15 protein-coding genes are annotated in these 15770 nt (G+C 62.6%); 2 read left to right on the top strand and 13 right to left on the bottom strand.

Translation table 11 applies throughout. The features are described 5' to 3' along the window. Positions 1–20: 20 nt before the first annotated feature. From GXY01S_RS12125 to GXY01S_RS12100, 6 genes are all read right to left on the bottom strand, one after another. Positions 21–1319 carry a nucleobase:cation symporter-2 family protein gene (locus GXY01S_RS12125; protein ID WP_255210435.1) on the bottom strand — a complete coding sequence of 433 codons (1299 nt, stop codon included), beginning with the start codon at positions 1317–1319 and terminating at the stop codon, positions 21–23. Between the two features lie 89 nt (positions 1320–1408). After that, the gene (locus GXY01S_RS12120) at positions 1409–3901 is read right to left on the bottom strand and encodes a TonB-dependent receptor (protein WP_061275443.1); all 2493 of its coding nucleotides are present in this window, start codon (positions 3899–3901) and stop codon (positions 1409–1411) included. Between the two features lie 490 nt (positions 3902–4391). Further along, positions 4392–4829: an ExbD/TolR family protein gene (locus GXY01S_RS12115; protein ID WP_061275441.1), complete on the bottom strand. Its 438-nt coding sequence runs from the start codon at positions 4827–4829 to the stop codon at positions 4392–4394. 54 nt (positions 4830–4883) lie between these two features. Then, the gene (locus GXY01S_RS12110) at positions 4884–5306 is read right to left on the bottom strand and encodes an ExbD/TolR family protein (RefSeq protein ID WP_061275438.1); all 423 of its coding nucleotides are present in this window, start codon (positions 5304–5306) and stop codon (positions 4884–4886) included. A gap of 2 nt (positions 5307–5308) precedes the next feature. Next, positions 5309–6337: a MotA/TolQ/ExbB proton channel family protein gene (locus GXY01S_RS17260; protein ID WP_082770859.1), complete on the bottom strand. Its 1029-nt coding sequence runs from the start codon at positions 6335–6337 to the stop codon at positions 5309–5311. 88 nt (positions 6338–6425) lie between these two features. Beyond that, the gene (locus GXY01S_RS12100; protein WP_061275436.1) at positions 6426–7094 is read right to left on the bottom strand and encodes an energy transducer TonB; all 669 of its coding nucleotides are present in this window, start codon (positions 7092–7094) and stop codon (positions 6426–6428) included. A 372-nt stretch (positions 7095–7466) separates the two neighbouring features. On the opposite strand from GXY01S_RS12100, the gene GXY01S_RS18210 reads away from it, so the two are divergent. Next, positions 7467–7646 (top strand): hypothetical protein, encoded by a 180-nt coding sequence (locus tag GXY01S_RS18210; RefSeq protein ID WP_129551602.1) that lies wholly within the window; start codon positions 7467–7469, stop codon positions 7644–7646. Positions 7647–7716: 70 nt separating this feature from the next. Here GXY01S_RS18210 and GXY01S_RS12095 read toward each other — a convergent pair whose 3' ends face one another. The 4 genes from GXY01S_RS12095 to ade are packed head-to-tail and all read right to left on the bottom strand — an operon-like array spanning position 7717 to position 11818. After that, a complete protein-coding gene (locus GXY01S_RS12095; RefSeq protein WP_061275434.1) occupies positions 7717–8535 on the bottom strand; it encodes a segregation and condensation protein A in 819 nt (272 codons plus the stop codon). After that, on the bottom strand, positions 8532–9236 hold the full coding sequence (locus GXY01S_RS12090; RefSeq protein WP_061275432.1) for a hypothetical protein: 705 nt from the start codon (positions 9234–9236) through the stop codon (positions 8532–8534). The genes GXY01S_RS12095 and GXY01S_RS12090 overlap by 4 nt, the downstream gene beginning before the upstream one ends. Continuing rightward, positions 9229–10095: a tyrosine-type recombinase/integrase gene (locus tag GXY01S_RS12085; protein ID WP_061275430.1), complete on the bottom strand. Its 867-nt coding sequence runs from the start codon at positions 10093–10095 to the stop codon at positions 9229–9231. Before GXY01S_RS12085 ends, GXY01S_RS12090 begins: the two co-directional genes overlap by 8 nt. 22 nt (positions 10096–10117) lie before the next feature. Beyond that, a complete protein-coding gene (ade, locus tag GXY01S_RS12080; protein WP_061275428.1) occupies positions 10118–11818 on the bottom strand; it encodes an adenine deaminase in 1701 nt (566 codons plus the stop codon). 395 nt (positions 11819–12213) lie between these two features. Here ade and thiC point away from each other — a divergent pair, with 395 nt between their 5' ends. Further along, on the top strand, positions 12214–14055 hold the full coding sequence (gene thiC, locus GXY01S_RS12075; protein WP_061275426.1) for a phosphomethylpyrimidine synthase ThiC: 1842 nt from the start codon (positions 12214–12216) through the stop codon (positions 14053–14055). A 91-nt stretch (positions 14056–14146) separates the two neighbouring features. Here the strand turns inward: thiC and GXY01S_RS12070 are convergent, their stop codons facing one another. The 3 genes from GXY01S_RS12070 to GXY01S_RS12060 all read right to left on the bottom strand — a co-directional run bounded on the left by GXY01S_RS12070 (position 14147) and on the right by GXY01S_RS12060 (position 15581). Next, positions 14147–14626, bottom strand: coding sequence for a hypothetical protein (locus tag GXY01S_RS12070; protein ID WP_169797743.1), 480 nt, complete (start codon positions 14624–14626; stop codon positions 14147–14149). A 148-nt stretch (positions 14627–14774) separates the two neighbouring features. Next, on the bottom strand, positions 14775–15119 hold the full coding sequence (locus GXY01S_RS12065; RefSeq protein WP_146222764.1) for a hypothetical protein: 345 nt from the start codon (positions 15117–15119) through the stop codon (positions 14775–14777). 69 nt (positions 15120–15188) lie between these two features. Continuing rightward, complete coding sequence (locus GXY01S_RS12060) at positions 15189–15581, bottom strand: hypothetical protein (protein ID WP_061275420.1); 393 nt, start codon at positions 15579–15581, stop codon at positions 15189–15191. Positions 15582–15770: the final 189 nt, after the last annotated feature.

Here is a 15770-nt window from a genome sequence, read left to right as displayed (position 1 = left end):
CTTTTATTATCTTTTATCAGTCAGTTACGCTCCTGCCCCACCAGCAGGTTAAGCGCCACGCCGGACAGGATGCACAACAGCACCCCGTTGCCCAGCAACAGCCGCGCCAGACCGTTCATGTGCGTGAACAGGTCCGGGCAGGCCATGGGCAACAGCCCCAGTCCGAGTGATACGGCGGCAATCAGCCCATTGCGCGTGCCTTCAAAGCGCACATGCAGCAGTTCGCGGATGCCGCCAACCGTGGTCATGCCGAACATGACCAGCCCGCAGCCCCCCAGCACGGGGGCTGGCAGGGCAGCAATCAACGCCCCAAGCTTGGGAAACAGCCCCAGCCCGATCATGACCACGCCTGCCGCCGCCACCACAAAGCGGCTGCGGATGCCGGTCATGGCGATCAGCCCGGTATTCTGGGTAAAGGCATTGTAGGGAAAGCTGCTGAACGCCCCGCCCAGCATGGTCGACAGGCCATCAGCCCGCAGCGCGCCGGCTATGGTCACGTCATTGACCGGCAGATCCACCACGCGGCCAATGGCCAGGCAGTTGCCGGTTGTTTCCGCCACGATGATGACCATGCTCAGCAGCATGATGAACACCGGCATGGCATGGAACTCGGGCAGGCCAAAGGCGAAAGGCGTGCTGACGGCAAACCACGGGGCCTCGACCACCATGCCATAATGCCCCATGCCGCACAGGGCCGCGATCACGCTGCCCGCCGCCAGTCCCACCAGCACGCTGATATTGGACCAGACCCCCCGGCCCCATGCCTGCATGCCCACCGTGATGACAATGGTGGCGAAGGCAAGTGCCAGGTTGGCCATGCTGCCAAACCCCGGCGCGCCGGGCGTGCCGCCACCAATCCACCGCCCCGCCACGGGAATGAGCGTCAGCCCGATGATGATGATGAGGCAGCCAATGACCACGGGCGGAAAAAAGCGCATGAGCCGCGCCATGACTGGCGCCAGCACCACCATGGCCAGCCCTGCCCCGATCACCGCGCCAAACACAGAGCGTACGCCATAGATCTGCCCGATGAGCAGCATGGACGCCAGCATGGCAAAGGATGACCCCTGCACGATGGGCAGGCGCGAGCCGAATTTCCATACCCCCACGCTCTGTATGATCGTGGCGATGCCCGATGTCATCAGCCCGCAATTGATCAGCATGACCGTCTGCGGGCCAGACAGGTGCATGGCGGCGGCAAAGACCAGCGGCACCGCCACCGTGCCCGCGTACATGACCAGCGCATGTTGCAGCCCGAAGGCAAACAGCATGCCCATGGGCAGCATTTCATCAACCGGGTGGGTTTTCTGTGCTGTCACACGCCCTCTCCACTTGCAGCTATACGCCTGCGCAAGAAGAACCCCGCCTTTTGTGGTAAAGGCGGGGTCCGGCAGGCGCAGGGAAAAGGTCAGAAGGAGGTGGAGACGGTACCCGTCATGGTAAAGCGCGGCTCAACCATGAAGGAATTGCCTTGCGCGGCCCGGCCAAGTGCCGATGCAGCTCCATAATAAACCGGATACCCACCCTGGGTGCCAGCATGGTAGATGGCCCCCATGGCGCCAGTGCGCACGATCGAGCCGGTCAGGTTGGAGAAGTTCAGCTTGAAGGTCGGCGACTTGGCATACATGAAGGGCTTGAAGTGATAGCCCAGCGACAGCGTATCGGTCACGTAACCCGGCATGCGCTCGCTGTTATCGAGTGCGACCGATTGCGGGCCGGTATAATGCACGGCGGCGTTGGCAAAGAAGCCCTGGTACTTGTAGGTCAGGCCGAAATTGGCCATGACATGCGGCGCCATGATGGCCTGCTGGCCCTTGGCATGCACCATATCGGTGCAGGTCGTGCCGCTATAGCTTGCACATACGTTGCTGTCCTGCGTGGCATGCAGGTACTCGAATGAGGCATACGGGCTGAAGCCGTGGATCGGACGGCTGGCAATCATGGCGTCAAAGCCACGCATGGTCTGGTTGCCACCTTCAATCGGTGCAAACTGGTTGGCACCGAGATAGGTATCAAGAATACGGTTGGTGACGTTGTAGTTGAACAGCGACAGGTCGAACATCACGTATTTGTCGTGATAGCGGTAACCCAGCTCTTCCTTGATGGAATACTGGTTCTTGAGCATCTTCTGACCGTTGACGGGCGTTAACCAGCCAAGGTCATTGGCGCTGGGCTCACGGTAATCGCCCTCGGCATTCACATAGATCTGGTGATGGTTGTTGAAGGTATAGCTGATGGAAAGCTGCGGCAGCGGCTCGGTCGTGTTCGCACCCATGCGGCCCACCGTCTGGCCCGGCGTTGCGTTCTTGCCATAGGTCCAGTTGCTGGCCGCCGAATTCCAGCCCTTGTCCCATGCGTCCGACATGACAAACTTGAAGCCCGCATGGATCTGCAGCTTGTCGTTAAGGTATTTGGCGGTGTCCTGAATGAACAGGGCATGCACTTCATAGCCCGCGTTCACACCCGATACGCCGTACGTCTCGTTGGAATACGTGTTCTGATACGCCGCTGCGTTGGGGCTTGGCGCCGAACCATTGGCCATGGTGTAGCTGAGCGGATAGGACTGGATGGTCTGGTTGTTTTCATACCAGTAACCGAACGAGACATGGTTATGCTTGTCCACATCATAGCCCAGCTTGGCCACGACGCCGACCTGCCTGGCCTCGTTCTCCAGGAAGAAATCGGTATAATTGCGCCCTTCGGCAGCGCTGTAGTTCGTGCCGTATGCGGTATTGTTACCCGGTGAGGCATCCCAGCCCTGACCGAAGCTGAAATAGGACTGCAGGTCGAACGTGAATTTGGCGGGCAGCACGACATGGATCGGTGCTGTCAAGAAGATCTGGTTCCAGTGATCGTTGTTGTTCTTCCAGTAATTATCACTGGTCGGATCGGAGTTGCGACCATAGCCCTGGCCCGTGAGCTTGTAGTTTTCAAACGCCTGGCCATCGGGATAGGCGTCGATGGTGAAATCCTCGGAGTTCCACGACACGAACAGCCTGGCGTTGGAGCCGTTGCTCCAGTCCTTCTGCAGGCCGAAATCGATATGCTTGCGCTGGTTGATGCCCGAGCCCATCCACGAGCGCGAATGCGTGTTGGAGAACGAGAAATAGCTGCGCAGGCCGGTATGGCCGATCTCGCCCGAATCCAGCCGGATGAACTCGCGCGACATGTTGTTCGTGCCATAGGAGAAATCGGTCATGCCGCCGAATTTGTGCGATGCCGTGCGCGAGCGCTCGTTCATCACGCCGCCTGCGGCCGATATGGCGGGCAGGTCGGTGGCGGAACTGCCGGGGGTCACCTCGACACTCTCGAGGTTTTCGGAATCGATATCCTCGTTCAGGTATTTGGCTGCTTCCGCCGGTGCACCGTCAAGCATCAGCCCCATGTCAAGGTCGGTCAGGCCACGGGTCTGGATCTGGCCACCTTCCATGCCTGACGGATCGGGCGAGCTCACGTTCATGCTCGGCAGGTTCTTGACCAGGTCGAGCGCCGTGCTGGTGGGGCTGCGCATTTCAATGAACTGCTTGCCGATGGTCTGCACCGCATGGGGCGCGGTTTCCTGGCGCATCATGCCACCACCACCATCACGGGCCTCACGCGAGGAGGCCACGCGGATCTGCTCGGGGGCCGCGGTGTCCGTAACGCCCGCGGGCGCTGCGGCCTGCTGCTTCGGCGCTCCCGCCTGCCGGACCGGTGCATGGCGATGAGGGGTGGCGTGCGTGGTGGCCACCTGCGCCCATGCCTCGCTGCCCGTTGCGATGCACATCGTGCCCACCAGGCAGGACACGGCCCGCAGGCGCGTTTTCAGCCCCGGCCTGCGCAGCCCGGCCAATCCGCCCTGCCCTGCCGCATTGCGTACCTGCCGTATCACGACGTTATAGATATCCCGGCCCGTCTTCATTCATTCCCCCCGCAAATCTTTCCGGCAGCGCGCCACTGCGTGCAGCCATACAGTTTTCAGCGGCAGCCATCCCCGTCTGCCGTACTGACAGCATTTTCCGTCCCGTACCGGCCATGCTGAACTAGTTGCGGAAACTGAACATTCCGCCTTCCTGTTGACTTATGAAATACACTTGGGCAGGCCAAGCTTAAAAAACGCAACAGAGTGTTTATCTATCTGGAAACCCGGAATGCTCCAAGAGGCGCAATCACGTCTATCGTGCTATAAACCAACGATTTTACGCCATTCCGTTTTCTATTCGATATGAATGAAAGCCGTCCGATCAGCCCCAACAATGTGGGTTGCGTGCTTTTTATGCTACAGCCCGTCAGGGCCATATGCCCTAAAAAACGGCATTTCATATCCATGCCGGACACATGAAAAAGCGGCCCTCCCCGCAAGGGAAGGACCGCTTTTCAGGTCACGATGATGCGTCGCGAAAACGGAGCGCTTATTGCGCGTCCATGAACTGATCGCTTCCCATGATCCCGAGCTTGGTCACGCCAAGACGCTGTGCATCCGCCATGACATGCGCCACGACCTTGTAGCTGGCCAGGCGGTCGGGGTGGATGTGCATCTCGGGCTGGACCGGCTGGGCCGCCGCATCCTTGAAGCGGGACTGGAGGTCCGCCTCGCCTGCAACGGGTTCGCCATTCCAGGTGATGGTGTTGTCAAAATCGATCGCCACCGTATCCACAACCGGGTCGGGTGCGGTTGAAGGCGGCGGGTTGCCCTGCGGCAGGTCGATCGAGACTGAATGCGTCTGGAGCGGGATGGTGATGATCAGCATGATCAACAGCACCAGCATGACGTCAATCAGGGGCGTGGTATTGATATCGACAATACCTTCGTCCTCTGTCGTGCTGTCTGAGCCGACATTCATGCCCATGGTGTCTACTCTCCCCAATGTGGCCGGGGCATGAACCCCGGCCGGGAATGGATATCAGCCGTGTGGCTGCTCAGTGATGAAATCGACGTGAACGATGCCGGCCTGCTGGCAGGCCGCAATGACCTTGCCCACGCCTTCGTATTTTGCCGTCTGGTCACCGCGGATCTGGATCTGGGGCTGCGGGGTTTCCGCCGCCACGTGCTCGAGATGCGATTCCAGGTCGGCATAGCTGGTGAGCGGCGTCTCGTTCCAGTAGGCCTGCCCGGTCGGCGTGATCGCCACGACGATGTTGTTCTGCAACGTCCGGGTTGGCTGGTTGGCATCCATGGGGAGGCTAACCTTGATGGTATGTGTCGCGACGGGGATGGTGATCAGGAAGATGATCAGCAGCACCAGCATGACGTCGACAAGCGGTGTGGTGTTGATGGCCGACACCACCTCGTCTTCATCGCCGCCACCTCCAACTTGCATACCCATGATCAGGCCACCCGGTTGTCGATAGTCGTGGTTGTGGGGGAGTTGTCGGGATGGATGGTGATTTCCGCGCCATGGCGGTAGCCACCCATCAGGATCGACTGCACGTCAGCGGCGAAGTTGCGCACCTTGTCGATCGCGCCCTTGTTGCGGCGGACCAGCAGGTTGTAGCCCAGCACGGCGGGAACGGCGGTGCCGAGGCCGATGGCGGTCATGATCAGCGATTCACCAACCGGGCCTGCAACCTTGTCGATCGAAGCCTGGCCCGCGATGCCGATGGCGGTCAGGGCGTGATAGATACCCCAGACGGTGCCGAACAGACCCACGAACGGCGAGGTGGAACCCACGGTGCCGAGGAAGGCAAGGCCGCCCTGCAGCTTGGTCTGGATCACGTCAACCGAGCGCTGGATGGACATGGTGGTCCAGGAATGCAGGTCGATGGATTCCTGCATCGTGCCTTCATGGTGCTCGGCGGCTTTCACACCCGTATCGGCAATGTAGCGGAACGGGGAGTTCGCGGGCAAGGCTGCGGCCCCTTCCTTGATGGAACCCTTGGTCCAGAAATCGCTCATCACCTGCTTGGCGGCGTTCATCACGCGGGCCTGCTCGAAGAACTTGGTGATCATGATGTACCAGGTGCCCAGCGACATGAACACCATGATGAGCAGCACGCCACGGGCGATGAAGTCACCATTGGCCCACAATGCGCCAAGACCGTACGGATTGCCTTCGGGCGCCTTGGGCGCATCAGCCGGGGGGGCTGCGTCAGCGGCAGGTGCGGGTGCCGGCGCTGCCGGCGCAGCATCAGCGGCGGGGGCAGGTGCTTCGGCGGCCGGGGCGTCGGTGCCCGGAGCCGGGGTTGCTGGTGCGCCAGCGCCATCGGTGGGCGGAGCGGAAACCGCCGGAGCCGTGGCCGCATCGTTCGCGGCCGGGGCGGCATCCTGCGCCAGCGCCGCAAGCGGCGAGGCAGCACACAGCATGGCAGCGAACGCGGCCGAGGCAACAAGAGTGTGTTTACGATGCAGTCTGATCATTTAACCAAAATCCTCTGGAGCAGGATGTTTTTTTCGCGATGCGGCGGGGTGCTGCCGGCCCCCGCCGCGCCTGACCTAATACTCAGGCTCAGTCGTTCAGACTGAACGTGATCGTATAGAGATGGTGGAACTCCTTGACGGGCACACCATTTTTGACTGTCGGCGCATAACGTGAGCGGCGGACCGCCTTCAGGGCTGCGTCGGCAAATGCCTGGCCACCTTTTACGCTGACCACCTGGCAGTTGCTGGTCACGCCGGTCGGCTCCACGTCACATGCCACGGACACAACGCCTTCACGGCCTTCTTCCGACATGTCCTCCGGATATTCCGGCACGACATGGTTCAGCGGCGACGTGCCTGCCGAGTGATCGGGCACGGGCGGCGCGTTGGAGACGGGCGCATCAGCCGGCGGCGTCGCTCTTGCGGGCGGCATGGCCTTGGGCGGCTTCTCGTGCGTCACCTTCATCGGCGGCGGCGGCGTCGGCACCTGAATCTTCGGCGGTGGAATATACGGCGGCGGCGGCTGCGTAATTTCCGGCGGCGGGGGTGGCGGCGGGGGTGGCGGCGGCGGAGGTGGCGGCTCCTTGATCATGTGCACCTCGACCGGCGGCTTGGGCGGCTCCTGGGGCGCATCTGGCGGCGAGCTGAGCCCGAACAGAAGCGCGAGCACCAGCAGCCCCTCGAATGCCAGGACGAGGGCAAAAACGATTACCTTTTGTAGTGTGTTATCACTCTGTTCCGCATACGTCATACCCATACCTCACTCAGAACGGCATAGTTTTTAGGAAGGATTATTACAGAATTTGTTCTGGATGTTCTGATTTCACCAATTTGACTACGGGAGTATGACCAGATTTCTACGAAACGACTGATGCGATCCGCCTTGTTCTCCCCGGCTTGACCCTGAAGCACGATAATCCTCTTTCCCGGCGGAACGGAAAAGCATGACAGTCGTAGCCTCCGGCAGTCCATACGCCAATGCACGGACACTGGATGCATCCTGCCCTGACAAGCCAAGCCATTCATTCATCACGTTTTATCCATAAACATTATTAACATCTCGAAATCAACCCTGATCTTATATGAAATATTTTTATGTGAACCTGCTGCCCTGCAGGCCACTTCTGTCATGGCAAAAAGCCACCATGAAGCTGTGTTTCACCCGCATGGCAGCCAGACAAAAAACCGTTTGTTCCAGCTTGATCAAAAAATAAATCCAGTCAAGCAAAGTGTTAGAAAAATGAGAGAAAAATCCGTTCACACCCGTGCGGGCCAGTCCGATCGGCAGCATATTACTTATTCGATATGAAAAAGGCCGCGCGCAACACAGGCGGCGACGGCCATGCCGCCACCCTCGCTGGTTCCCTGCCAAAAAGGGTTCAGGCCGCGCCGTCGCGCACCACGTTGCCAAAGCGGGGCAGCGCATCGGGGCCGGGCTGATAGGCCAGCGCCTCGCCCTGCTTGACCATTTCGAGGCAGGCGGTGAACGTGCTGCTCCACGCCGAACGCCGCTGTTCCGCGCGCCGCGCGCCCTGCTCCGCCCCATGCCGGACGGAATCGGGCAGCATGCGGTCCAGCGGCACGGGTTTGCGCGCACGGGCCAGGCAGGCACGCACCCGCGCGCGCGCTTCCTCGACCGAGAACAGGTCAAGCTGCACCGGGGCGTAAAAGAACGTCGGCTCGGGCATGGCGCCCCAGTTGCCATCAAACACCGCAAGGCAACCCCACAGGAATTCGATCCGGTCCACTTCCCAGGCAGCCGATTCGTCACGCAAGGCAGGCGGCGCACCGCCAAAGGCATGGACATCGCGCCCCAGTTGCGCGCGCGCCGCCAGCCATCCGGCCAGTTGCACCGCCTGTTCGGCCGCGATCAGGCGCGCGCGCAGGTCCTGCGCTTCCTGCGCCGCCTGCTGCTGGCGCGGATCATCGGCGGGCAGCAAAAGCCGCGAGCGCAGCAGCAGCAGGCCCGATGCCATGACCACCCACTGCGCCTTCATGCCCAGCGGCAGGGTAGCATGCGCCCGCGCGGCCTCGGCCAACTGGTCGATCAGGGCCACGATATCCAGCCGGGTCAGGTCAATTTCACGCGCATGGGCCAACTGCACCAGATGCGTCAGGTCACCCTGATACGCATCAAGCATGATGACCGGCTCGGGACCGGGCCGCGCGGGGTCGAACAGGTCGGGCTGGCCAGTCATGTCAAAGGCCGCCCGGTCAGGCGGAAGGTCAGTTGGGGGGAGTGCTCCTCCATCCGGCGCACCACGGGCGCTGGCGTGCCGCCACGGGTAAAGAAGCCGTACACCACGGCCCGATGCCCGCGCGGCAGCCGCCTGCCCGCCTTGCGCCCCGGCAGCGGCGCCATCTGGGCAGGGGCTTCCAGCACGCCCCAGTTGGCCATGAGCCAGGCGCGGGCATCGGGGTGGGTCGCGCCAAGGTGCAGGATGCGGTCCGGCACGGGTACCAGGCGATTGAAATCCAGCGGGCAGGCGCCATCAGGCCGCAGGGCGAGGCGGGCATGACGCGCCTCCGCCGCCGCGCGGAACTGGCGGGCAAGGATGCGGCACCCTTCCACCGACAGGCCGCCCCGTTCCTGACCGGGCCTGTTGGCGCCTATGGCCAGCGCGAACATGTCTTCCTCCACGCGCTCCGCATCGAACGGCCATGGAATCAGTCCCGGCCCGGCAGCTTCGGCAGCAAAGGCAGTCATGGCCGCATCAGCCCCATGCACCAAAAGGTGCCAGCCCTGCCAGGGCAGTGGCCCTGCAGGCGCGGGCCAGGCGGAAAGCGGTCGCCGCCCCCGGCGCGCGGGCGGCCGGCGGGCCGGGGCGGCACCTTCTTCCTCGCGCGGGGCGGTGGCGGGTGGCAGGTCGGCCCAGGGCAGGCGCAGGGTTTCAGTCATGGGCAAGCAGTTCGGCATAGGGGCGCAGGGCGCGCGGATCGCGGTAGCGGGTGCGCTGGCCAAGAACCGTGGCATCCATGCCGTGGCGCAGGGCCTCGACAATAAACCCCGCCCGCAACGCATGGGCGCTGAGCCGGGCCACGGTGGCGGGTGGCACTTCGGCCATCAGCGCCCGGCGTTGCAGGATGCGGGTCACGGCATAAGGGGTCAGCGCCCGCCCGCCCACGCGCTCGCCCTTGGAGATGGCACGGAACAGCGGCCCGGTCTGCCGGTGCGCCACCTGCTGCCATGCCGTAAAGGCGGCTGCCGGGCACAGGTCGCGCTCCTGCGCCACGGGCAGCGCAATGGTTGGGGCCTCATGGCCGTCGCGCACCGTCAGCATGACCGCTTGGGGGGTAAGGCGCACATCTTCCACCTGCAGGCCCACCAGTTCCGAACGGCGCAGCGCGCCCGCGAAGCCGAACAGCAACAGGCAGCGATCACGCAGGCCGCGCACGCCGTCGGTGCAGCGTTCGGACATGGCGCGCAGCATGGCGGGCGTGACCACGGCGGCGGGCTGCGCGGGGCGGCGGGCCTGCTCCAGCATCTCGGCCAGCGCCGCGCGGATGAGCGGATGCGTGACATCCCACGCCAGACCATTGAAACGGTGCATCTTGCCAATGGCGGCAAGGCGGCGGCGGATGGTGGCGGGGGCGAACCTGCCCAGACTGCGCAGGTAGGCCGCCACACCATCAGGCGCTGCGGGAATGGGGGAAATCGCGTGTTCCGCGCACCATTGCGTAAAATGCACCCAGTCCGCCCGGTAGGCGCGCAGGGTGGCCGTGGCCTCCCGCGTGGGAGCTTCCTGTGGCGGGATCATGGGCACTTCCTGCCTGGCCGGATCAGACCAGTTCCATCCGGTTGACATCGACCATGCCGAAATCCGTGATCTTGAGGTGCGGGATCACCGGCAGCGGCAGGAAGGCAAGCTGGAGAAACGGCTCATCAAGCTGGCAGCCCAGGGCGCGGGCGGCGGCACGCAGCACTTCAAGCTGGTCGCGCACGGTCTCGAACGGCGCATCGCTCATCAACCCGGCCACGGGCAGCGGCATGTCGGCCACCACTGCGCCATCGCGCACCACCACAAAGCCGCCGCCGGTCTTTTCCAGATGGTTGACCGCCAGCGCCATGTCGGCATCGTTCATGCCCACCACGCATATATTATGGCTGTCATGCCCCACCGATGAGGCCAGCGCCCCGCCCGACAGGCCAAAACCCTTCACAAACCCACGGCCGATATTGTCGTTATGCCCATGCCGCGCCACCACGCAGATGCGCGCGATATCCTGCGCCCCGTCAGGCTGCACGATTCCATCCGCCACCGGCAGGTCGGCATGCAGGAAGGGTGTGATGATCTGGCCGGGCAGCAGGCCGATCACGGGGCGCTGCGTGCCGCTGCCCTTTATTTCCATGTCCGTGGCACTGACCGGGGCGGGCAGGCTGATGCTCTCCAGCCCCACGGGGGGAATGACCTCACGGGCGGCAAACAGCGCGTCATCCACCAGGCGGCCCGCGCTGATCACGTCCGACACAACGCATTCACGCAGGTCATCAAGCAGCACGATATCGGCGCGCCTGCCCGGCGCGATCATGCCCCGGTCACGCAGCCCAAAGGCATTGGCCGCACTGAGCGAGGCGCTGCGATAGGCGGCCAGCGGCTCGACGCCGAGCGAGATGGCCAGGCGGATGAGGTAGTCCAGATGGCCTTCATGCGCGATTTCCAGCGGGTTGCGGTCATCGGTGCAGAAGGCGAAGAACGGCGACGTAACCGGGTTGAGCAGCGGCACCAGCGCACGCAGGTCCTTGCACACCGAACCTTCGCGGATCAGCACCATCATGCCCTTGCGCACTTTTTCCAGCGCCTCTTCAGCCGTAGTGGCCTCGTGGTCGGTGGTGATGCCCGCACTGAGGTAGCCATTAAGCCTGCGCCCGCGCAGCAGCGGGGCATGGCCGTCGATATGGCCACCGGCAAAGGCTTCCAGCTTTTCCATACAGACCGGGTCGCCATTGAGCACGCCGGGAATGTTCATGAACTCGGCCAGGCCAATCACCTTGGGGTGGTCGCGATAGGCCAGCAGGTCGGTGGCCCCCAGCGTGGCGCCCGAGGTTTCAAGATGGGTGGAAGGCACGCAGCTCGACAGGTTGACCCGCAGGTCCATGACCGTGCGCAGCGCGGCTTCGGTAAAGTAATCCAGCGCCGGGCGGCCGAGCACGTTGGCCATCTCGTGCGGGTCGCATATGGCGGTGGTCACGCCGTGGGGCAGCACGCAGCGATCGAACTCGAAGGGCGTGATGAGCGAGGATTCGACATGCAGGTGCGTATCGATGAAGCCGGGCACGGCAATGCGGCCCCGGCCCTCGATCACGTTCGTGCCCTCGTAATGGTCGAGCGTGCCGACAATCGTGTCGCCACAGATGGCGATATCGGTTGGCAGCAGCTCCCCCGTCACCAGATCGAACAGACGCACATTACGGATGACGGTATCGGCCACCGCGCGCCCGCTACCCTGTGCAATCCGGCTGGAAATCGTGCTTGCTGCCATTACTGTACCGCTTCCCCGCAAAATGATGTTCCATGCCATTCTATCACAACAGGGCGGCTGGCAAATCGGCACACGAATTCTTTTTCAGGTCCTGCGCCCCGCGTCCTGCCTGCATGATTGACAAGACAGGCGCGATTGATGATCCTGACCGGACCAAGGGGAGTCCCGGCAAGGGGCTGAGAGACCGCTGGCAGGGGCCACCCTGCGCGCGGAGACCCTTCCGGGCGCATTGTGCGTTCCGGGGAACCTGATCCGGCTCATACCGGCGGAGGGACTGGTGCGGACAATCGGCAACACGCCGCCTGCCCCTGGCACGCGGTCGCCCGCATGAGGCGTGGCATCCCCGATTTTCTCTCCACACCCCCTGTCGGAGAGAGGATGCGAGGAGCACTGCCATGACGACCGCCGCTTCGCCTTCATCTCCCGACCATGTCACCACCGGCCCCATCATGGGGTCCGTCAAGGTCTGGTCATCGCCCGAAGGGCATGCGGATATCCGCGTGCCGTTCCGTGAAATAGCGCTCGAACCCAGCGCCAACGAACCGCCGGTGCGCGTGTATGACACCTCCGGCCCCTATACCGACACCAATGCCCACATCGATCTGCGCCAGGGGCTCAAACCCGTCCGCGCGCCGTGGATCGTAACCCGTGGCCTCCCTGCGGTCAGGCCGCGCGCCGTACGGCCGGAAGATAACGGCTTTGCCAAGGGCGAGAATCTGGTCCCCGCCTGCCCCGCGCCGCATGTGGTGCATGAGGGGCGCGCGGGCCAGATGGTCACGCAATATGAGTTCGCGCGCGCAGGCATCATCACGCAGGAGATGATCTACGCCGCCCACCGCGAGAACCTTGGCCGCGCCACCATGGTCGAGGGTGCCGAGGACCGCCGCGCCAATGGCGAGGATTTTGGCGCTGACATCCCTGCCTTCGTCACCCCTGAGTTCGTGCGCTCCGAGATTGCCGCGGGCCGGGCCATCCTGCCCGCCAACATCAACCACCCCGAGCTTGAGCCGATGGTGATCGGGCGCAACTTCCTGGTGAAGGTCAACGCCAATATCGGCAATTCCGCCGTGACCTCATCGGTGGCGGAGGAAGTGGAGAAAATGGTCTGGTCCATCCGCTGGGGCGCGGATACGGTCATGGATCTTTCAACGGGCCGCAACATCCACAACATCCGCGACTGGATCCTGCGCAACGCCCCGGTGCCCATCGGCACGGTGCCGCTCTATCAGGCGCTGGAAAAGGTGGGCGGCGTGCCCGAGGACCTGACATGGGACATCTTCCGCGACACGCTGATCGAGCAGGCCGAGCAGGGCGTGGATTACTTCACCATCCATGCCGGCGTGCGGTTGCAGCATGTGCCGCTGACCGTCAACCGCGTGACCGGCATCGTCTCGCGTGGCGGCTCGATCATGGCCGGGTGGTGCCTGCACCATCACCGCGAGAGCTTCCTGTACGAGCATTTCGAGGAAATCTGCGACATCATGCACCGTTATGATGTCTCGTTCTCGCTCGGTGATGGCCTGCGCCCCGGCTCGATTGCCGATGCGAATGACGCGGCCCAGTTCGCCGAGCTTGAAACGCTGGGCGAACTGACCAAAATCGCCTGGGCCAAAGGCTGCCAGGTCATGATCGAGGGGCCGGGCCACGTGCCCATGCACAAGATCAAGGTCAACGTGGAAAAGCAGCTACGCGAATGCGGCGAGGCCCCCTTCTACACGCTCGGCCCGCTCACGACCGACATCGCGCCGGGCTACGACCACATTACATCGGGCATTGGCGCTGCCATGATCGGCTGGTTCGGCACCGCCATGCTGTGCTACGTCACGCCCAAGGAACATCTCGGCCTGCCCGACCGCAATGACGTGAAGGTGGGGGTTGTGACCTACCGCATCGCTGCCCACGCCGCTGACCTGGCCAAGGGGCACCCGGCGGCGCAGATCCGCGATGACGCCATCAGCCGCGCGCGATTCGACTTCCGCTGGAACGACCAGTTCAAGCTCTCGCTCGACCCCGATACGGCATGTTCGTACCATGACGAGACCCTGCCGCGCGAGGCGCACAAGAACGCGCATTTCTGCTCCATGTGCGGCCCCAAATTCTGTTCCATGCGCATCAGCCACGACCTCAAGGCCAATGCCGAGCGCATGGCCGGGCTGGAACAGAAAAAGGAGGAGTTCCGCACCCATGGCAACCGGCTTTACGTGCCGGTGGATGAGGCTGCGACGCCTGCGGAATAAACAGACGGTTTCGGGTGCCGCCTTTTTTCAAAAAGGCGGTACTCTTTTAAGCTTTTTGAAAAAAGCTTCACCAAAAACTTCTATCGGCATTCTACCACAGGGATGGTGGATGCCGCCATGAAGGTGGCCAGTTCCAGCGATGCTGCAAGGTAACATGAGCGGTCTGATCCGCCTGCGTGCGGACCGCGCTGACTGCCACATCACCGGGATCGCTGCCAATCATGGTCACGACATACCACGCACCGGCAGGCAGGTCGCCAAATGTGAAATGCCCGTCAGGCCCGCAGGTCAGGTGCCGCAAGTCCTGTGCCACATCGGCAGGCGCAAGGGCTGCATCCGTCAGGACATTGTAGCGGAACATGTTGTCCACCGCCCGGTCAAACGGCGCGCCCTGCGGCATGAGCAGCACGTCCTGACCCGCACAGGTGAGCAGCGCGCCCCTGCCCGTACTGTACTGGATCAGCCCCCCATGCCCGTTTGGCACGCTGACATGCCTGAAGGCACGCCGGTAGGCATAACCGGCCAGTTGCGCCGTGCCCGGCACGCGTGACCATGTCGTGTCAGCCGGCACGGCTTTCGGTCTCGCATGAGCCATGCAGGCGGCAGACAGCAACAGAATACAGAATGCGGAAATCCCGGTTGCCGGGATCAATCTGTTGCCTGTCATGAATCAGGGTGCCGGGAATTGTCTGTTTGAAAAATATTCACCGCAAACCGGATCATTTCTTGCCAAAAATTTTCATGCAATGTTCCAGCTCTTCAATGCAGTCCTGTACAGTGCCTTCGGCATAAGGTATCTGTTTATTCACTGTCTTATGGAACGCCTTTGCCAAGGCCAGGCTTTCCCTGATCCTGTAAGTCGTCTTGCGCATGAGGTAATAGGTTCCCGACAGGATGCACAGGGAAATGCGTTCGTCTTCATCCGCGCGACTGAATTCCTTTATCAGGATATCTCCGGCCCATTCGCATTCACCGTAATAAATGGCTGACAGAACGGCCTCGATCCTGCGTCGCGCGCCCGCAGCACTGTCGGACAGGACCGCCTCGATCTCCTGATCCGTCATGTCACGCGGGCCTTCATAGATCATTTTTGAGATTTCCGGTCTGGATCGGGAACAATCAGGGGCACGGACTCAATCGACCAGGGCTTCGGCTTCACGTCGTGCAGCGGTTGCAGCACCCTTGCGGCGCGACATGCGAAATGCCCCCGACCATGACCCGGCAATCCGCCACTCCCCTTCAATTTCGGTGCCATCGGCATTGAGCAGGCCGGTGTAGAGCACCGGGTGTTGGCGGTTCCCGCTGCCGTCATAGGTTTTGGTAAAGCGCACGGTCACGCCATGGCGCTGGCCCTGCACGGTGGCAATGAAGCACGCCTGCGCCGATGGCGCGCGTTCCGTGACCGTGCCGCCCAGCATGGCTCCTGCCTCAAACAGCGATGCGGAAAACGACTCCGGCGGCAGCGCATGGGGGTAGCTGAACTGCCCCTCCCACTGGCCTGTCACATCCAGCCGGTTTGCATCCATCGTATCTGGTCTCCAGCCCTTCTGCCGCCCGTGGGGTCATCTTCAATCAAAAACGGGCCACGCCTTATGGCATGACCCGTCCATTTAACGCCAATGACCGGAACCGGACACCGAAGAAAGATAAAAGTTTCTGGGTGCCGCCTTTTTGAAAAAAGGCGGCGTTTTTCGAAGCTTTTTGAAAAAAGCTTC

Source organism: Komagataeibacter xylinus NBRC 15237, from assembly GCF_001571345.1.
GTDB lineage: Bacteria > Pseudomonadota > Alphaproteobacteria > Acetobacterales > Acetobacteraceae > Komagataeibacter > Komagataeibacter xylinus.
This window is presented reverse-complemented; position numbering and strand designations above follow the sequence as displayed.